The organism is Actinoplanes aureus (assembly GCF_015704865.1).
Taxonomy (GTDB): Bacteria; Actinomycetota; Actinomycetes; order Mycobacteriales; family Micromonosporaceae; genus Actinoplanes; species Actinoplanes aureus.
The window spans coordinates 429237-448548 of the sequence record NZ_JADQTO010000004.1 but is presented as its reverse complement, the minus strand read 5'-3'; the positions used below and the strand labels follow the sequence as shown (position 1 = coordinate 448548).

Genomic DNA, 19312 nt, shown 5'->3' with positions numbered 1-19312 from the left:
AGAGGGGTGGTTTGGTCGTGCGTTTCCGCCGGGGCCGCGCTGCGGTCGCGACCTTCGGTGCCGTGCTGGCACTGACCGCGAGCTGCAGTTTCGGACCGCCCGGGCCGGACCAGGCCGGGTCTCCGCCCAACCTGCCCCGCCCGTCCGTCGCGCCCACCTCCTCCGCGGACGGCGAGGAGCGCGAGGTCGCGATCACGGTTCTGGCCAAGGCACTGGAGGTGCCCTGGGGCATCGCCTTCCTGCCGGACGGCTCGGCCGTGGTCACCGAGCGGGACACCGCCCGCATCCTGAAGGTGGGCCCGGAGTCGGACGCCGAGGGCCTCAAGGTCACCGAGTTGCAGCGCCTCAGCGAGGTACGCCCCTCCGGCGACGGCGGACTGCTCGGCATCGCCGTCTCCCCGAAGTACGCGACCGACAAGACCCTGTACGTCTACTACTCCACCGAGCGGGACAACCGGGTCGGCAAACTGGTGGCCGGCGGCAAGCTCCAGCCGATCCTCACCGGCATCCCGCGCTCGGCGAGCCACAACGGCGGCGCGCTGGCCTTCGGGCCGGACGGGCAGCTCTACGTCGGCACCGGCGACGGAACCCCGGCCGGCAGCCTGGCGGCGAACCCGAAGAGCCTCGGCGGCAAGATCCTGCGGATCACCACGGCCGGCAAGCCGGCCTCCGGCAACCCGGTCAAGAACTCGCCGGTCTGGTCCTCCGGGCACCGCAACGTGCAGGGTCTGGCCTGGGACCGCACCAAGCGGATGTACGCCACGGAGAGCGGCCAGCCCCGGTCCGGCGAGCTGAACGTGATCACCAAGGGCGCCAACTACGGCTGGCCCACCGCCGACGGCCCCGGCACCGACGCCAAGCTGACGAACCCGCTGGTCGGCTGGCCGGCCGCGGAGTCGTCGTGCGGCGGGGTGGCCGCGCTGGACAGCCTGGTGGCCACCGCCTGCCTGCTCGGCAAGCGGATGTACCTGCTGAACGTGACCGGCAACGGCACCGTGCTCGGCAACCCGCAGCAACTGCTCAACGACGAGTTCGGCCGGCTGCGCGCCCTGGTCACCGCGCCGGACGGCTCGTTCTGGGTGAGCACCTCCAACCAGGAGGAGGCCGGCGAGCCGGATCCCGAGGACGACCGCATCATCCGTCTGGTCTTCTCCGACGGCGGCGCCGGCCGGAGTTGACGGCCATGACTGTTTCAATCCGCACCGGTCCGGGCAGGGTGTGCCCCTTATGAAACTGCGCGAACTCCGGCATCGGGCCGGCCGGGTGATCCGGCACCGCTGGGTACGGCGTACCGGGATCGCCGCCACGGTGGGCCTGGTCAGCGTCGTCGGCTCGGTGATCGGTGTGATGCTCTTCGCGCACGCCGACCTCAACGTGGGCCCGTTCAGCGCCGAGATGTCCATCTCGCCGTCCGTCCACGGCGGCACCGAGGTGGACATCCCGCCGCTCGGTTCGCTGCACCTGGACAGCCACTCCGGGCCGCTGCACCTCAAGGTGGCCCTCGGCTCGCTGGACCAGAGCCGTACCGAGGCCTTGATCGACAACCCGTCGGCGCTCAGCTCGGCCGGTGACCGGGCGGTCGACGAGGTGGTGGCCGGGGTGTCCCGCCTCGGGCTGCGTACCCTCGGGCTGGCCGTGCTCAGCGCGCTGATCCTGGCCGCCGTCATCTTCCGCGACGTCCGCCGCACGGCGGCGGCCGGCGTGACCGCGCTGGTGATCACCACCGGCAGCCTGGGCCTGGCGGCGGGCACGCTGCGACCGGACGCGATCAGCGAGCCGCGGTACGAGGGACTGCTGATCAACGCACCCGCGGTGGTCGGCGACGCCCGGCGGATCGCGGACAACTACGGGCGGTACGCCGAGCAGCTGCAGGCCATCGTCGGTAACGTCAGCCGGGTCTACTCGACGATCGCGACGCTGCCGGTCTACGAGCCGGCCGGCAACACCACCCGTCTGCTGCACGTCTCCGACCTGCACCTCAACCCGTCCTCCTGGGGCTTGATCCGGACCGTGGTGGAGACCTTCGAGATCGATGCGGTGATCGACACCGGGGACATCGTCGACTGGGGCAGCAGCGCCGAGACCGGATACGTCGCCTCGATCCCGTCGATCCAGGTGCCGTACATCTACGTGCGGGGCAACCACGACTCGGCGGCGATCCAGGCCGCGGTGGACGCGCAGAGCAACGCGGTGGTCCTGGACAACGCCCTCACCGAGGTGGACGGGCTGACCATCGCCGGGATCGGCGACCCGCAGTTCACCCCGGACAAGAGCGAGACGAACGAGGCCGGGGACGACTCCGGCCCCGAGCTGCTGAGCGCGGCGGGTGAGCGGCTGGCGACCACGATCCGCGGCTCCGGCAAGCAGGTGGACATCGCCCTGGTTCACGATCCGGCCATGGCGCAGCCGCTCTCCGGGGTGGTGCCGCTGGTGCTGGCCGGGCACCGGCACCAGCGCGAGGTGAGTGTGCTGCCCGCCCCGGAGGCGCCGGCCCCGTCGCCGTCGGCGTCGGCCGCACCGTCCCCGGTGCCGTCGGCCGCACCCCTGCCACCGATGACGACCCGGCTCATGATCGAGGGGTCGACCGGTGGGGCCGGGCTGCGCGGGCTCGAGGAGGAGGAGCCGACGCCGCTGAGCCTGTCGGTCCTGTACTTCGACGAGAACAACGAGCTCAAGGCGTACGACGACATCCAGCTCGGCGGGACCGGCCAGTCGAACGTGGAGATGCAGCGCAACGTGGTCGGCCTCGACGAGGAGCCCGCACCGGCCGCGTCCGTACCGGTGAGCCAACCCAGTCGGTGACATGTTCCCGGTGGCCTGGGCGGTCTGCTCAGGCCGGGCGGCGCATCGCCCGGATACCGGCCACGACCAGCGGCGCGAAGGCAGCGCCCACCACGGCGGAGATCAACAGCGGCATGCTCAGCGGCAGCGCGAACGCGCCGAGCAGGCAGACCACCGGGAGCGGAACGGCCCACCAGCCGATCACACCGGCCCGGGCCAGCCCGACCTGCGCCACGACCACGCCGAGCAGGGACAGCATCTCGGTGAAGTTCCAGACCTGCAGCAGCCCGTGGCCCAGAGCACCCTCGGCGAGAGCGACCGCCTGCTCGATCGGCAGGTTCCGGCCCAGCTCCATGATCCACCAGTCGCTGAGCAGATTGCCGGAGATGTTAAGGAAGCCGAGCGCCATCATCAGCGAACCGACGATCGTGACGACGGCGCCCTTACGGCCACGAACCAGCAGCGGGAGCAGTAGCGCGCCGACGCCGATGAAGATGTTGCCGTAGTGCAGCAGCAGCGCGGACACCTGCGTCAGCATCGGGTCGCGGGCCAGCGATTCGACGTAGCCGGCCTGGGTCTCGGAGTCCTGCGCCGGCGCGGTGACGCTGCCGGCGAAGAACAGCAGCGGTCCGGCGATCAGGGACGCGGCGCCGGTCCGCCACAGGACTCGACGAGCCGGGTTGTCAAGGGCGGCAACAGGTGCGGTCACAGTCATGATCAGTTCTCCTCGGTTGTCGTTGACCTGGGAAAACTTAGGTCTCGCACCGGTGCCGGCGATGCCTTCCACGGGCTTGATCGAGCCCCGCCGCGCGGCTGGCCGGCGCCGCCCGCTCGTCCGTCACACGGCGGACGAGCGAGGGCCCGGCTGTCCACCAGCAGGCTGATCCGCACCGTCATCCCGGCTGGCTACCGTGATCCACATGCCTTCTCCGCACGTACCGGCGCCCTGGCGCACGCTGCCGATCGGCGCGGCGGTGCTGCTCACCGTGCTGGGCGTGGCCGAGGTGACGCTGGACCAGGCGTATCAGGCGGCGCCCCTCGCCCCGGCGGTCAGCGTCGCGATCACCGCCGTGGCGGCGGTGCTGGCCGCCTGGTCACCGCTCGGCGGAGCGCTGCTGATGTCCGCCACCTTCCCGGCCGTGGTCGCTCTGGGGATACCCGGGCCGCCGGGTACGACCGTGGTGGCGCTGCTGCTGGCGTACGGGTGGCTCGGCTACCGCCAGACCGGCCGACACCGCTGGACCGGCCCGGCCGGCGGGCACCTGATGGCCGTGGTCGCGGTGCTCGCCGGTGGGCAGTCGGCGTGGGAGTCGCTGTTCTTCGGCACGCTGTACTGGGTGTCCTGGTGGGTCGGCCAGGTGGTGCGGCGGGAACGCAACCGCGGCGACGAACTGGCCCGCCTCGCCGCGGCCCTGGACGCCGAACGGGAAGCCCGGGACCGCGCCGTGGTCATGGAGGAGCGGCAGCGGATCGCGCGGGAGATCCACGACGCGGTAGCGCACTCGGTGAGCGTGATGGTCCTGCAGATCGGGGTGCTGCGTACCCGGATGGACGACCGGCCGATGGAGAGCGAGGTCCTGCTCGGCGTGGAACGGCTGGGCCGCCAATCGGTGCAGGAACTGCGCGGCCTGGTCGGCATCCTGCGCGACGAGGCCGAAGCCGAGGCACGCGCCGCAGCCGTCACTGCGGCACATCGACGAGCTGCTCGATGACGTACGCGCAGCCGGGCTCCCCGTCGAGCTGGAGGTGGTCGGTGACTTCGACCTTCCGCGAAGCCTGGACGTGTCGGCCTACCGGATCGCGCAGGAGGCACTGTCAAACGTGCTGCGGCACGCCGGTCTCGTGCCCACCCGGCTCCGCCTGTGCCACAGCGGCGACACGCTCACCGTCGAGGTGACCAACGATCCGTCAGATTCCGTCGTCCCCGACGCCACCGTGGGCGGCCACGGGCTGATCGGGATGCGGGAACGGGTCGGGCTCTTCGGCGGTGCCCTGCGCGCCGGCCCGCGCCCGTCCGGCGGCTATGCGGTCTGTGCCACCTTCCCGATCAGGAGGACCCGATGACGATCCGTGTCGTACTCGCCGACGACGAGGGGATGATCCGGGCCGGGCTGCGCATGCTGCTCGACTACCAGCCGGACATCGAGGTCGTCGGCGAGGCGTCGGACGGCGCCGAAGCGGTCTCCGTGGTCCTGCGGACCAGGCCGGACGTGCTTCTCATCGACATCCGGATGCCACGGGTCGACGGCATCGAGGCGACCCGGCGGATCATCGAGGAACTGCCCGCGACGCGGATCATCGTGCTGACCACGTTCGACGAGGACAGCTACGTGACCGGGGCGCTCCGGGCCGGGGCCAGCGGTTTCCTGCTCAAGGTGTCGCCGCCGGAGCAGCTGCTGGACGCGGTACGCACGGTCGCCGACGGTCGTGGTCTGCTCGACCCCGCGGTCACCCTGCGGGTCATCCAGTCACTGGCCACGGCGCCGCAGCACGACCCGGCCCACGCCTCACGGCTCGGCGAACTGACCGACCGGGAGACCGACGTGCTGCGGCTGGTGGCCCGCGGACTGTCCAACGCCGAGATCGCCGCGGAGCTGTATCTCAGGGAGGCGACGGTCAAGACGTACCTGTCGCGGATGTTGATGAAGCTCGGGCTGCGGGACCGGGTGCAGGCGGTGGCTTTCGCGTACGAGAGCGGGCTGGTGCGGCCGGGATCGCACTGATCCCGGCCGCCTTCCCTCAGGAGTAGGTGATGTCGGAGGTCGAGTAGCGGCAGTACGTACCGTCCGGGCCGGAACCGGTCTTGGTCGGCTCGTCCCCGCTGCTGTTGCCGGTGAACCGGTCACAGATGGAGATCTTCTTCGAGCTGTCGCCGACGATGTTGATGCCGCTGAGCGTGGCGGTGTCGCCGTAGTTGGTGTTGATGCCGACCACCGAGCCACCCGGGGCGGTGAGCCGCACGTTCTGCACGACGACGGTCCGCTTGTACTGCGTCGAGCAGTTGCCGCACGACCGGTACAGCTTGCCGAAGTTCGTGACCTGAAAGTTCTTGATGGTCAGCGTGCCGCCACCGTTGTGCTGGAACACCTTGTCCGACGCCGACCGCGCACCGCCGCCATCAACGGTGGCCACCGTCGAGCTGCCGCCGCGGAACGTCGCCGCGTCCTCACCCACATCCAGCCACCACACGTTGCGCAGCGTGCAGTTGCCGTCGCAGTGCACGCCGTCACCGGCCGGGGCACCGATGATCACGTTCGACAGGGTGGCGCCGTTGGCGAGCTTGAACATCGGGTCCTGGCTCTCGCTCTGCCCGCCGTCACCGATGCCGTAGTACCGCTTGTTGCCGCCGTCCAGCCCGCTCGACGAGACGCTGATGGTGGCGTTCACCTTCACGCTGCCGGTCTCGCTGGGCCACGGCGTGGTCGGACCGGTGCCGCCGCCCCCGCCGCTGCTGCCCATCTTGATGAGCTGCCACTGCTGGTTGGCGAAGTTCTGGTCGTCGTACTGCACCACGTTGCCACCGTCAGCGGTCGACCACTCGAAGACCTCCAGGGCCTTGCCGCTGTTCCGGTTGATCAGCTGAATGTTGCTGCCGATGTCCTGGATCCTCCACTGCTGGCTGGTCGCGTTCTTGTCACCGTTGGACTGGATGATCTGCGCGCCGTTGGCCGTCGAAGCCCCCTGAACGTTGAGCACCTTGCCGCTGTGCTTGGCCTGCAGCCGGTAGTTGCCGCTGCCCATGTCGAGGAACTTGAATTGCTGCCAGTCGCCGTTGTTCTGCGACCACTGGTTGATGACCGCGCCATCGGCGGTGGAGAGGTTCCAGACGTCCAGCACCTTGCCACTGTGCTGATTCTTCAGCACGTAGTAGGCGTTGAGGTCGATGGTGGCCGCGCTCGCTTGCTGGGCCGTGACCACACCGGCCGCACCGAGGCCGACAGTCGTCAGCACCGTGACCGCCACCGCCGCCCAGCGCCGTCGTCTTCTGGTCTCGCTCATGGTTTCCTCTCCGTCCGAGGCATGGGGAAACGCCGCGCACTGGGGGTCTTCCTCGCGTGCCCGGCTCACTACAGAACAGATGTCCATCGATGTTGTCGCTAACAACTTGGCCCGTCAAGAGAATGCGCATTTGCAGTTTGTTGCAGCCATTTGCTGCAAACGCCCTTCTGTTAGCGAACATCCCATCACCAGTGGGAACGCTCCCACACACCCCCGCAATGACGGCCGATAACGAACTGCGCCTCGGTTGCGCGGTGCGGCTTGGTCACGCTCGCGAGCGGGGACGGTTTGGGCGGCGATGGCCCACTCCGGGCGGTCAGGCTTGATCCCTGCGTGGACCATCACCGCCCAAAACCTTGCCTACTCACCCTCCACAGCGCGGCTCCCGCCACCAACCCGCAAACGCGCTCGCCGAACAACGCCAAGGTCAACGCGCAGCGCGGGCAACCACAACACCCCACCAACAGGCAACACACGCCAGACCCCCACCCACTGACGAGCCAGACAAGGTACGCCAGCGACGGCTCGGCCCGCCCAGCCGTCACGCTTCCACCTCGTCGAACGGCTGTCGGGGCATAGGCGTAGACGACGGCTGGGCCCTCAGCCGTCGCTCTACCACGTGTCGGAGGGTGCCGGTTGTGTAGAAGACGGCCGGGGCCACAGGGGTGCGCCGAGCACAGTGGACGGATCGAGGCCAAAGTCCGCTGGCTGTCGGAAGCGCATGCCAGAACCGCCGGTCACGGTGGCCTGCCGGAAAGCCGCCGGCTGCCGAAACGCGTCCGGAACCCGCCCGCTGCGAAAGGAGGCCGGAGCCGCCGCGCGCCCGGCTGTTCACGAAGGTGGCCGCCCGGTGCAGCAGCGCGCGCTGCGGAAAGGGTGCCGGAGCCGCCGGCAACGGAATGGGTGCCGGCAACCGCCGCTGCGGAACGGGTGCCGGAAACCGCCGGCTGCGAACGAGTGCTGGAATCTGCCGGCCGCGAGCCGCGCTGCGGAGGGTGAGTAGGCAAGGTTTTGGGGCGGTGATGGTCCACGCAGGGATCAAGCCTGACCGCCCGGAGTGGGCCATCGCCGCCCCAAAACCGTCCCCACCTCGCGAGCGTGAGAACAAATGCGCAGCGCCACCAGGGAGAAAGGCAGGACCACCGCATCAGCCCGGCAGCGGGGAGACAAGGCCGGGTACGGCACCGCCCGGCCTCGCCGAAGCGGGGACCGGGCGGTTACGCGTACTGATGAAAGGTTTAAGCGCCGAGCCGGGCAAGGATGAGGTCGCGGACGGCCTTGGCGTCTGCCTGACCGCGCGTGGTTTTCATGACCGCGCCCACCAGGGCGCCCGCCGCCGCCACCTTGCCGTCGCGGATCTTGGCCGCGATGTCCGGGTTGGCGGCGATCGCCTCGTCCACCGCCGCGGTGAGCGCGCCGGTGTCGTTGACCACCTCGAGGCCGCGCGCGGCCATCACGGCGGCCGGGTCGCCTTCGCCGGCCACGACGCCTTCCAGGACCGCGCGGGCCAGCTTGTCGTTCAGCTTGCCCTCGTCGACCAGCTTCTGCAGGGCCGCGACCTGCGCCGGCGTGGCGCCGACCTCGGCCAGGTCGATGCTCTGTTCGTTGGCGCGCCGGGCCAGTTCGCCGAGCCACCACTTGCGGGCGCCCGCCGGGGACGCGCCGGCCGCGATGGTCTCCTCGATCAGTTCGACGGCCCCGGCGTTGGCGGCCGACTGCATGTCGAGTTCGCTCATTCCCCATTCGAGGCGGAGCCGGGCCCGCTTGGCGCTGGGCCTCTCCGGGAGGCCGGCGCGCAGCTCGGCCACCCACGCCGGGTCCGGCGCGATCGGGACCAGGTCGGGCTCCGGGAAGTAGCGGTAGTCGGTCGCCGTCTCCTTGGAGCGGCCGGGACGGGTGTCGCCGGTGGTCTCCTGGAAGTGCCGGGTCTCCTGGAAGATCTTGCCGCCCTCGTCGAGGATGCCGGACTGGCGGATGATCTCGGAGCGGACGGCGCGTTCGACCGAGCGGAGGCTGTTGACGTTCTTGGTCTCGGTACGCGTGCCCCACTCCTCCCCCGGCCGGTTCAGCGAGGTGTTCACGTCGCAGCGCAGCGAGCCCTGCTCCATGCGCACGTCGGAGACGCCGAGGGAGCGGATGATGTCGCGCAGCTCGGCCACGTAGGCCTTGGCCACCTCGGGGGCGAGTTCGCCGAGGCCGGGGACCGGCTTCGTGACGATCTCGACGAGCGGGATGCCGGCCCGGTTGTAGTCGACGAGCGACTCGGTGGCGCCGTGGATGCGGCCGGTGGCGCCGCCGACGTGCAGCGTCTTGCCGGTGTCCTCCTCGAGGTGCACCCGCTCGATGCCGATCCGGTACTCCTTGCCGTCCACGGTCACGTCGACGTAGCCGTCGGTGCAGAGCGGCTCGTCGTACTGGGACGTCTGGAAGTTCTTCGGCATGTCCGGGTAGAAGTAGTTCTTCCGGGCCATCCGGCACCACTCGGCGATGTCGCAGTTCAGCGCGAGGCCGATCCGGATGGTCGCCTCGATGCCGGCCCGGTTGGCCACCGGCAGCGCGCCCGGCAGGGCCAGGCAGACCGGGCAGACCTGAGTGTTCGGCTCGGCGCCGAAGTCGGTCTTGCAGCCGCAGAACATCTTGGTTCTGGTGCCCAGCTCGACGTGCGTCTCCAGGCCGATCACCGGCTCGTACCGGGTGAGGATCTCTTCGTAGCTCATCGGTTCTCCCTCACAGGGCCGGCGGGGTGAGCGTGCCGACGGCGGACTCGAGAGCGGCGGCGACCCGGTACATCCGGTCGTCGGCCATCGTCGGCGCCATGATCTGGAAGCCGACCGGCAGGCCCTCGGAGAGTCCGCACGGTACCGAGATGGCCGGGCCGCCGTACAGGTTCGTCGGGATGGTGAAGAGGTCGGCGAGGTACATCTGGTACGGGTCGGAGGTACGCGACCCGAATGGGAACGCCACGAACGGTGTGGTCGGCGAGACGAGCACGTCGACCTTCTCGAACGCGGACTGGAAGTCCCGGGTGATCAGGGTGCGGACCTTCTGCGCCTGCCCGTAGTAGGCGTCGTAGTAACCCGACGACAGGGCGTAGGTGCCGATGATGATCCGGCGCTTCACCTCGGGGCCGAAGCCGGCCTCGCGGGTCAGCGACATGACCTCCTCGAGCGAGCGGTTGCCGTCGTCGCCCTCGCGGAGGCCGTAGCGGACGCCGTCGAAGCGGGCCAGGTTCGAGGAGCACTCGCTGGGGGCGATCAGGTAGTAGGCCGGGAGGGCGTACTGGAAGTGCGGGCAGGACACCTCGACGACCTCGGCGCCCAGCTTGACCAGGGCTTCCAGGGACTCCTTGAACGCGGCGCTCACGCCGGGCTCGGAGCCGTCGCCGGTGAACTCCTTGACGACGCCCAGCTTGACGCCGGACAGATCCCCATTTTTGCCGATCTGGGCGGCTCGCACGACGTCCGGCACCGCCTGGTTGATCGACGTCGAGTCACGCGGGTCGTGCCCGGCGATCACCGCGTGCAGCAGGGCGGTGTCCTCGACGGTCCGCGCACACGGACCCGGGGTGTCCAGCGAGGAGGAGAAGGCGATCAAGCCGTAGCGGGAGGTGCCGCCGTAGGTGGGCTTGGCGCCGACCGTTCCGGTCACCGCACCGGGCTGGCGGATCGAGCCGCCGGTGTCGGTGCCGATTGCGAGCGGGGCCTCGTAAGCGGCGATAGCGGCGGCCGAGCCACCACCGGAGCCGCCCGGGATCCGGCCCAGGTCCCACGGGTTGTTCGTCGGGCCGTAGGCGCTGTACTCGGTCGACGACCCCATGGCGAACTCGTCCATGTTGGTCTTGCCGAGGATCGGCATGCCGGCCTTCTTCAGCCGCTCGACGATCGTCGCGTCGTACGGCGGCTTCCAGCCCTCGAGGATCTTCGAGGCCGCGGTGGTCGGGATGCCCTTGGTGGTCACCACGTCCTTGACCGCGATCGGCACACCGGCCAGCGGACCGGTGATCTCCCCGCGGTCGACCGCGGCCGCCGCTTCGAGGGCGCCCTCCCGGTCCACGTGGAGGAACGCGTGCACTCGATCATCGACCGCGGCGATGCGATCGAGGTGCGCGGTGGCGACCTCGACGGCCGAGACCTGCTTCGCGGTGATCAACTTGCTGAGATCAGCCGCGGACATCCTGGTCAGGTCACTCACGATCGATCAGTCCTCCTCGTCCAGGATGCGCGGCACCCGGAACCGGCCCTCGTACGCGTCCGGAGCGCCGGACAGCGCCTCGTCCTGCGTCAGGCTCGGAGTGGGGACGTCGTCGCGGTACACATTGGTCAGCGGAACCGAGTGCGAGGTCGGCGGGATCTCCTCCGCGGCCACCTCACCGACCCGCGCGACCGACTGCAGGATCACATCGAGCTGTCCCGCGAATCGATCGAGCTCTTCCTCGGTCACGGCGAGCCGCGACAGGCGCGCCAGATGCGCTACCTCTTCGCGGGAGATGGCGGCCATCCTGCCCCCTCATTGTTTGACGGTTTGCCTGCGAACCCTGAGTCTATTTTCCGGGGCTGGACCGGCCGGTACCGGCCCAGCCACTCGGCGAGATCGGCGGCCGGCATCGGGCGAGCGTGGAACCAGCCCTGCGCGGTGTGACAACCGGCGGCGGCGAGCAGCCGCCAGGTGGCCTCGTCCTCCACACCCTCGGCGACCGCACGCAGACCGAGCGCCTCGGCCAGGCCGATGACCGAGCGCACGATCGCCGCGTCGCCCCGGTCCGTCGCCATACCCAGGACGAACGAACGATCGATCTTCACCTCGGAGAGCGGCAGCCGGCGCAGATGCTGCAACGACGAGTAGCCGGTGCCGAAGTCGTCCAGGGAGATCGCGACGCCCATCCGGCTCAGCCGGGTGGTGGTGTCCAGCACCCGGTGCGGGTCGGCCATCAGGGCACTCTCGGTGATCTCCAGCTGGAGCAGCTCGGCCGGGACCGCGTAGCGGTGCAGGAGCCCGGCGACCCGATCCGCGATGTCCCCGGCGTGCAGGTCGCGGGCGCTGACGTTGACCGCGGCCCGCAGCGGCTTCTTCTGTTTCTGCCATGCGGCCAGCTGCGCGATCACCTCCTCCAGCACCCGGTTGGTCAGCAACCGCATCACCGGGGTGGGCTCGGCCACCCGGAGCAGTTCCTCCGGGCCGACCGTGCCGCGCTCCGGATGCCGCCAGCGCAGCAACGCCTCCACACCGATCACCTCGCCGGTCGCGATGGCGATCTGCGGCTGGTAGAAGAGCACGATCCCGTCGTCGGGCGAGTCCCGCCGCAGCGCGGTACGCAGGTCGGCGAGAAGGGCCAGCCGCTCCGGCGAGTGGTGAGCGGCATCCGGGCCGTGCACCGCGATCTGGTCGCCGCGCTGCTTGGCCTCGTACATCGCGGCCTCCGCCTCGCGCAGCAGGGTGCCGCCGTCACGACGGCCGGACTGCAGCGCTATCCCGATCGACGCGCTCAGCTCGACCGGCGTGCCGTCCATCGGGAACGGGCGGCTCAGCGTCTCGGCCAGGTGCTGCGCGATCCGGCGGGCCGCGGCCGGACCCTCGACCCGGGTGGCGAGCACCGCGAACTCGTCACCGCCGAGCCGGACGACCAGGTCGTGGGCGGGCACCGCGGCGGCGAGCCGGTCCGCCACCCGGGTCAGCAGGTGGTCGCCGGCGCCGTGGCCGAGGGCGTCGTTGACCGTACGGAACCGGTCCAGGTCGAGCAGCAGCAGCGCGCGGCGACGGTCCGGGGCGCGCTCGGTCATCGCGGCCTGCAACGCCCGGCGGTTCGGCAGGCCGGTCAGGGCGTCGAACCGGGCGGCCCGCTCCGACTCGCCGGCCCAGCGGACCATCCGGTGCACCGCGTGCAACGCCAGCAGGGCCAGCGGCAGCAGAGCCGGGCTGACGTGCGCGGCGACCAGCACCACCGGGCCGAGGAGCAGCAGCGCGGCGGTGGCCAGCAGATCGGCGTGCACCCCGTGCCGTTTCGGCCGGCCACCCGGGCGGCCCTCACTGGTCCAGCGCCGGACCAGGGCGGCGACCACGTACCGGGCGGCGATCCAGGCGGCCGCGGCGGCGACGGTGAGCACGGCGTCGCCCCAGCCGGGCCCGGTGCCGATCCGCAGCGACGCGGCAGCGGCGACACCGGCCGCCGCGCCGAGCGCGACGGCGTGCTGAAGCGCCAGATGCAGGGTGCGGCGCAGCGAATGCCGGATCCGTACGCCGGCGACGGTCACCGCGACCAGCTGGACGGCCAGCGCCGGCGGGCCACCCCAGGCCAGCAGGATCGCGAAGGTGAAGCAGATCGAGGGCAGGACGACGGCGCTGGCCCGGCGGCCGGGCACCAGATAGGGGCGGGCGTCGGCGGCGATCGCGAGCAGCGCCATCGTCCAGAAGCCGGCCGGCAGGCCGGCGAAGGATCCGGGATCGGCCGCCCAGAGCGTCAGCGCTCCGGCGACGGCGACGATCGTCGTGATGAGGATGGTGCGCCGGTGGCGCGGGCCGCCTGGCTCCCGGTCGTCAAGCGGAACACCACTGAGCTGGCGGGCCGCGTCAAGGTCGGCAGGGTGGTGGCCGGTTGGCCTCCTGCCGACCGGCCGCCGGCCGGAGGTGCCCAGGCCGGGATCGATCCGGGCCACCTTGGGGGCGGTCCGGAATCCGGCCATGCGAGGGCGAGCGGCATCCATGCGACCTCCACGATGGCCTCGATCACCGATCGCCTACACCATAGATCCATATGGTGTTTTTTGCTCTTAAGCACCTATGCGTTACTAAACCGTCATAAGCTCCTACACGTGATAACCGTCACGATTCCCCCGTAAGGGTGACCGCGAACCCCGGCCACCGCATCAGGACTCGGGTGTCACCTCGGCGACTGATCGAGCCGCTTCCGGGCCCTCGGCGAGCAGCACGGCGAACCCGGCCTCGTCCAGCACCGGCACCTTGAGGGCGACGGCCTTGTCGTACTTGCTGCCGGGGTTGTCGCCCACCACCACGAACCCGGTCTTCTTGGACACCGAGCCGCTCACCTTGCCGCCGCGCGTGGTGATCGCCTCGGCCGCCTGGTCGCGGGTATAACCGGCGAGCGTCCCGGTGACCACCATGGTCAGGCCCTCCAGCGGGCGCGGGCCGGTCTCCACCCGCTCGTCCGCCATCTTGACCCCGGCCTCGCGCCACTTGCGGATGATCTCCCGGTGCCAGGGCACGGTGAACCACTCGCGAAGGCTGTCCGCGATGATCGGGCCGACGCCGTCGACCGCGGCGAGTGGGTCGACCGCCTTGGCCTGCCGCTTGGCCGACTCCGCCGCCTCGGCGTCGGTCGCTTCGGCGGCCGCGGCGGCCTCAGCGGTCGCCGCCACGACCTCTGGCTGGGCTGCGGTCTTGGCGAGCATCTCCTCCAGCGCCGTCATCGAGCCGAACTCCACGGCCAGGGCCTGCGCCGCGGTCGGGCCGACATGCCGGATCGAGAGGGCGATGAGCACCCGCGCCAGCGGGCGCGATCTCGCCTCCGCCAGGCTCTGCAGCATCTTGCCGGCGTTGGTGCTGAGCTCACCGTTCTGTTTGACGAAGAACGGGACCCGGCGCAGGTCCTCCTCGGTCAGGCTGAACAGGTCGCCCTCGTTGTGCAGCACCCCGGAGTCGAACAGAGCCCAGGCCGCTTTCGCGCCGAGCACCTCGATGTCGAGCACGTCGCGGCTGCCCACATAGCTGAGCCGCTCCCGGAGCTGCCCGATGCACGACTCCGCGTTGGGGCAGCGGATGTCGACGTCGCTCTCCTTGGCCGGCGCCAGCGGGGTGCCGCAGGCCGGGCACTCGGTCGGCATCACGAACGCCCGGGCGTCCTCCGGCCGCAGGTCCACGACCGGGCCGAGGATCTCCGGGATCACGTCACCGGCCTTGCGGAGCACCACGGTGTCGCCGATCAGCACGCCCTTGCGTACGACCTCCTGGGCGTTGTGCAAAGTGGCCTGTGCGACCACCGAACCGGCCACCTTCACCGGCTCCAACACCGCGTACGGCGTGACGCGGCCGGTCCGGCCCACGTTCACCGCGATGTCGAGCAGCTTGGTGGTGACCTCCTCCGGCGGGTACTTGAACGCGATCGCCCAGCGTGGCGCCCGGCTCGTCGAGCCCAGCCGGCCCTGGAGGGCCACCTCGTCGACCTTGACCACCACGCCGTCGATCTCGTGCTCGACGTCATGGCGGTGCTTCCCGTAATACTCGATGAAGTCGCGGACGGCGGCCATGTCGTCGACCAGTTTCCACCGCTCGCTGGTGGGCAGCCCCCACGCCTTCAACGCCTCGTAGGCATGCGACTGAGACACCGGGTGGAAGCCCTCCCGGGCGCCGATGCCGTGCACGACCATCCGCAGGCCGCGGGAGGCGGTGACCCTCGGGTCCTTCTGCCGGAGACTGCCGGCGGCCGCGTTGCGCGGGTTGGCGAACGGCGCCTTGCCCTGCTCGACCAGGCTCGCGTTGAGATCGGCGAACGCCTCACCGGGGAAGTAGATCTCGCCGCGCACCTCGAGCAGATCGGGGACGTCGTCACCGGCCAGCCGCTCCGGGATCTCCCGGATCGTGCGCACGTTGGGCGTCACGTCCTCACCGGTGCGGCCGTCGCCGCGGGTGGCGCCACGGACCAGCCGGCCCTTCTCATAGGTGAGGTTGATCGCCAGCCCGTCGACCTTGAGCTCGCAGAGGAACCGCACCGGGCCGCCGGCGTCCCGCACCGTCCGCTCGGACCAGGCGGTCAGCTCGTCGAAGTTGAAGACGTTGTCCAGCGACATCATCCGCTCGGCGTGCTCGACCGAGGTGAACAGCGTCGAGAAGGTGCCGCCCACGTTCTGCGTGGGCGAGTCGGGGGTGCGCAGCGCCGGGAACTCGGTCTCCAGCGCCTCCAGCTCGCGCAACAGTACGTCGAACTCGTGATCGGAGATCGTCGGCGCGTCGAGAACGTAATACCGGTACTGATGGCCGCGGATCTCGTCGGCGAGCTCGGCGTGCCGGGTGCCGGCCTCTGCGGTCGGCTCCTTGCCCACCGCCGCCGGCTCGGGTGTGGACTCTTCCACCACAGACTTTTCCACCACCGAGAACCTCCGTGTCAGTGAACCTAGAGCGCAGCTACACCTCGGCGATGCGGCGGCCGGCCTCCGTGCACGCCTTGAGCAACGCGCGAGCGTACCCGGCGGGTGCTCCGGCCAGGCCGCACGCCGGCGTGATCACCACCTGCTGTGGCAGGCGCGCGGCCGGGAAACCGAGGCGCTGCCAGAGCGTACGTACCCGTTCCGCGATCTCCTTGGAGTCCGGTCGCGCGGCGCCCGACGTGGCGGCGGCGCCGGCGAAGACGCCCAGCCCGGCCTCGATCGCCTCACCCAGCGGATCGAGATCCTTGATCAGCGAGAGGTCGAGCGCGACCGCGACCGCTTGCGCGTCCCGGACCACCTGCAACGGCAGGTCCGGAGCGCAGCAGTGCAGCACGACCGGTGCCCCGACGGTCTCCACCACGGCCCGCAGGTGTGTCGCCGCGTCCGGCCCGTCGACCTTCCGGTAGGCGGAGAGCCCGCTCTCCGTCGCCACGTGACCGGCGAGCACCGCCGGCAACGACGGCTCGTCCAGCTGGAGCAGCACCGAAGCGCCCGGGACCCGCTTGCGGATGTCCGCGACGTGCCGGCGGAGTCCCTCGGCGAGCGAGTCGGTCAGATCACGTACCGCTCCCGGGTCGCGCAGCATCCGGCCGCCGATCGGCAGGTCCAGGTTCGCCGCGAGGGTCCACGGGCCGGGTGCCTGCACCTTCAGCGGCCCGGTGTACCCGTCGGCCTGCTCGGTGAGCTGGTCCAGGTCGCGTTCCAGCAGGTCGGCGGTGCGACGAAGGTCCGTGCCGGGTCGCGACGCGGTCTGCCAGCGGCCGGCGTACAGCTGGACCGGCAGCTCCACCAGGAACCCGGCACCCCGGCCGATCATGTCGGCGCCCGGGCCGCGGTCCGGCAGCTCGGGCAGGTGCGGCAGGTCCGGCAGCTCGCCGAGGACGATCCGCAGGGACTCGGCGACGTCGGTGCCGGGCAACGAGCCGATACCGGTCGCGGCCCCGGACGGCCAGGGGAAGTCAGGCATTGGCGACATCGGCCGGCGCCCGGGTGCCCGCGGTGATCGTCGCCGAGCCGAGCACGATGTCGCCGCCCGGGTCCGGCCGGTAGGCGACGATCGCCTGCCCCGCCGCCACTCCGCGGGCCGGCGACTCCAGGCGAGCCGTCAAGCCGTCCTCAGTCACCGAGACCGACGCTGCCACCACCTCGCCGTGGGCGCGCAGCTGCACCTCGCACGAGACATCAGACGAAATTTCATGCCAGATCGGGCGTTCGGCGGTCACCACGTCCACCTCGAGATCCTCGCGCGGACCCACGGTCACCGTGTTCGTCACCGGAGTGATCGACAACACGTATCGAGGACGGCCATCCGCGGCGGGAACCCGCAGGTCCAAGCCCTTGCGCTGGCCGATCGTGAACCCGTAGGCGCCGTTGTGGGTGCCGAGCTTCTCACCGCTCCGCCCGTCCACGATGTCGCCCGGCGCCGACCCCAGCCGCCGTTCCAGAAAGCCCCGGGTGTCCCCGTCCGAGATGAAGCAGATGTCGTGCGAGTCCGGCTTGTCCGCCACGGCCAGCCCACGTTCGGCGGCCTCGGCCCGCACCTGTTCCTTCGTCGAGTCACCGAGCGGGAAGACGGCCCGCTCCAGCTGCGAGCGGGTCAGCACGGCCAGGACGTAGGACTGGTCCTTGGGCAGATCGACGCTGCGGCGCAGCAGGCCGTCGGCACCCAGCCGCGCGTGGTGGCCGGTCACGACCGCGTCGAACCCCAGAGCGACCGCACGGTCCAGCACCGCAGCAAACTTGATCTTCTCGTTGCAGCGCAGGCAGGGATTCGGCGTACGCCCGGCCGCGTACTCGTTCACGAAGTCGTCGACGACGCTGTCGTGGAACTCCTCGGCCATGTCCCACACGTAGAACGGGATGCCGATCACATCGGCGGCCCGGCGCGCGTCCCGGGAATCCTCCAGGGTGCAGCAGCCGCGCGCCCCGGTCCGGAACGTCTGTGGATTACGGGCCAGCGCCAGGTGCACACCGGTGACGTCGTGACCGGCGTCACGAGCGCGCGCGGCGGCGACCGCGGAATCGACACCGCCCGACATGGCCGCAAGAACTCGCATGTGCAAAGCCTATCTGGGAGTCTTCCAGGCACCCGCCCGGCGGGCGCGTTCCACCGCACCCGGCAGCGCCGCGAGCAGCGCGTCCACGTCGGCCGTGGTGCTGTCGTGGCCGAGCGTGAAGCGCAGCGACGACCGGGACCGGGCGTCGTCCGCACCCATCGCCAGCAGCACGTGACTCGGTTGCGCCACCCCGGCGGAGCAGGCCGAACCGGTCGAGCAGTAGACCCCCTGCGCGTCCAGGAGCAGCAGCAACGCGTCGCCCTCGCAGCCGGGGAAGGAGAAGTGCGCGTTACCGGGCAGCCGGTCGGCCACGGAACCGTTGAAGATCGCGTCGGGGACCGCGGCGCGTACCCGCTCGACCAGCTCGTCGCGCAGGGCGGCGAGGCGCGTCGCGTACTCCTCCCGGGTCTTCACCGCGGCCTCCACCGCGGTCGCGAAAGCGACCACACCGGGCGTGTCCAGCGTGCCGGAACGCACGTCGCGCTCCTGGCCGCCGCCGTGCAACAGCGGCGTGCACGGCACCTCGCGGCCCAGCAGCAACGCACCCACCCCGACCGGCCCGCCGACCTTGTGCCCGGTCACCGTGAGCGCGGCGACACCGCTCGCCGCGAAATCCACCGGGATCTGCCCGACCGCCTGGACCGCGTCGGTGTGGAACGGCACACCCGCCTCGGCCGCGATCCGCGCCAGCTCGGCGATCGGCTGCACCGTGCCGACCTCGTTGTTCGCCCACTGCACGCTGATCACCGCGAGCTCGTCGCGGTATTCGTCGATCATCTCGGCGAGGGTCTCCGGTGCCACCCGGCCGGCACCGTCCACCGGCAGCGACGCCACCGCGGCGCCCTCCTGCCGGCCCAGCCAGTCGACCGCGTCCAGCACCGCGTGATGCTCCACCGCCGAGGCCACCACCCGGGCCCGCGCCGGCTGCGCCGCACGCCGTGCCCAGAAGATGCCCTTGACGGCGAGGTTGTCACTCTCCGTGCCGCCACCGGTGAAAATCACCTCGGACGGGCGCGCGCTGAGCGCCGCGGCGATCCGCTCCCGCGACTCCTCGACCAGGCGCCGGGCGCCGCGCCCGGCGGCGTGCAGGGACGACGGGTTGCCGACCTCCCGCGCCGCGGCGACGTAGGCGTCCAGCGCGGCGGGAAGCATCGGCGTGGTCGCCGCATGATCCAGGTAGGCCATCACTTTCAGCTTAGGCCCTCCGCCCGGCGCACCCCCCAGCCGTCCTACCGCGAAGATCAAAACCATGCGGGGGTACGCCCCACACCTCCCCGCCGAGATTTCCGCCGTCCCGCCGTCCCCCCGCGACCACCTGCC

Annotated in this window: 15 protein-coding genes; 5 read left to right on the top strand and 10 right to left on the bottom strand. The window is 70.9% G+C overall.

All coding sequences use genetic code 11. From position 1 onward, the window contains the following. Positions 1–17: 17 nt before the first annotated feature. Entirely contained in the window at positions 18–1178 is a 1161-nt protein-coding gene (locus I4J89_RS10860; protein ID WP_196413747.1) for a PQQ-dependent sugar dehydrogenase, read from the top strand. Positions 1179–1227: 49 nt separating this feature from the next. After that, entirely contained in the window at positions 1228–2802 is a 1575-nt protein-coding gene (locus tag I4J89_RS10855) for a metallophosphoesterase family protein (protein ID WP_196413746.1), read from the top strand. 28 nt (positions 2803–2830) lie between these two features. Here I4J89_RS10855 and I4J89_RS10850 read toward each other — a convergent pair whose 3' ends face one another. Continuing rightward, positions 2831–3496, bottom strand: coding sequence for a hypothetical protein (locus I4J89_RS10850; protein WP_196413745.1), 666 nt, complete (start codon positions 3494–3496; stop codon positions 2831–2833). Positions 3497–3701: 205 nt separating this feature from the next. On the opposite strand from I4J89_RS10850, the gene I4J89_RS10845 reads away from it, so the two are divergent. Genes I4J89_RS10845 through I4J89_RS10835 form a run of 3 tightly spaced genes read left to right on the top strand, consistent with a single transcriptional unit; the run spans position 3702 to position 5504 of the window. Continuing rightward, positions 3702–4493 carry a histidine kinase dimerization/phosphoacceptor domain-containing protein gene (locus tag I4J89_RS10845; RefSeq protein WP_196413744.1) on the top strand — a complete coding sequence of 264 codons (792 nt, stop codon included), beginning with the start codon at positions 3702–3704 and terminating at the stop codon, positions 4491–4493. Positions 4494–4527: 34 nt separating this feature from the next. Continuing rightward, positions 4528–4845, top strand: coding sequence for a sensor histidine kinase (locus I4J89_RS10840; RefSeq protein ID WP_196413743.1), 318 nt, complete (start codon positions 4528–4530; stop codon positions 4843–4845). After that, positions 4842–5504, top strand: coding sequence for a response regulator (locus I4J89_RS10835; RefSeq protein ID WP_196413742.1), 663 nt, complete (start codon positions 4842–4844; stop codon positions 5502–5504). The genes I4J89_RS10840 and I4J89_RS10835 overlap by 4 nt, the downstream gene beginning before the upstream one ends. A gap of 16 nt (positions 5505–5520) precedes the next feature. Here I4J89_RS10835 and I4J89_RS10830 read toward each other — a convergent pair whose 3' ends face one another. The 9 genes from I4J89_RS10830 to I4J89_RS10790 all read right to left on the bottom strand — a co-directional run bounded on the left by I4J89_RS10830 (position 5521) and on the right by I4J89_RS10790 (position 19177). Next, positions 5521–6780, bottom strand: coding sequence for a pectate lyase (locus I4J89_RS10830; RefSeq protein WP_196413741.1), 1260 nt, complete (start codon positions 6778–6780; stop codon positions 5521–5523). A gap of 1238 nt (positions 6781–8018) precedes the next feature. Further along, positions 8019–9497, bottom strand: coding sequence for an Asp-tRNA(Asn)/Glu-tRNA(Gln) amidotransferase subunit GatB (gatB, locus tag I4J89_RS10825; protein WP_196413740.1), 1479 nt, complete (start codon positions 9495–9497; stop codon positions 8019–8021). 10 nt (positions 9498–9507) lie between these two features. Next, positions 9508–10971, bottom strand: a complete 1464-nt coding sequence (gatA, locus tag I4J89_RS10820) for an Asp-tRNA(Asn)/Glu-tRNA(Gln) amidotransferase subunit GatA (protein ID WP_196413739.1) — start codon at positions 10969–10971, stop codon at positions 9508–9510. Positions 10972–10977: 6 nt separating this feature from the next. Further along, positions 10978–11277: an Asp-tRNA(Asn)/Glu-tRNA(Gln) amidotransferase subunit GatC gene (gene gatC / locus I4J89_RS10815; RefSeq protein ID WP_196413738.1), complete on the bottom strand. Its 300-nt coding sequence runs from the start codon at positions 11275–11277 to the stop codon at positions 10978–10980. Continuing rightward, on the bottom strand, positions 11250–13478 hold the full coding sequence (locus tag I4J89_RS10810; RefSeq protein WP_373688117.1) for a putative bifunctional diguanylate cyclase/phosphodiesterase: 2229 nt from the start codon (positions 13476–13478) through the stop codon (positions 11250–11252). Before I4J89_RS10810 ends, gatC begins: the two co-directional genes overlap by 28 nt. Positions 13479–13640: 162 nt before the next feature. Then, entirely contained in the window at positions 13641–15878 is a 2238-nt protein-coding gene (gene ligA, locus I4J89_RS10805; RefSeq protein WP_196413737.1) for an NAD-dependent DNA ligase LigA, read from the bottom strand. Positions 15879–15912: 34 nt separating this feature from the next. Then, a complete protein-coding gene (locus I4J89_RS10800) occupies positions 15913–16911 on the bottom strand; it encodes a methionine synthase (RefSeq protein ID WP_196413736.1) in 999 nt (332 codons plus the stop codon). After that, entirely contained in the window at positions 16895–17992 is a 1098-nt protein-coding gene (gene mnmA / locus I4J89_RS10795; protein WP_196413735.1) for a tRNA 2-thiouridine(34) synthase MnmA, read from the bottom strand. Before mnmA ends, I4J89_RS10800 begins: the two co-directional genes overlap by 17 nt. Before the next feature lie 9 nt (positions 17993–18001). Further along, positions 18002–19177, bottom strand: a complete 1176-nt coding sequence (locus I4J89_RS10790) for a cysteine desulfurase family protein (RefSeq protein ID WP_196413734.1) — start codon at positions 19175–19177, stop codon at positions 18002–18004. Between the last annotated feature and the right edge of the window lie 135 nt (positions 19178–19312).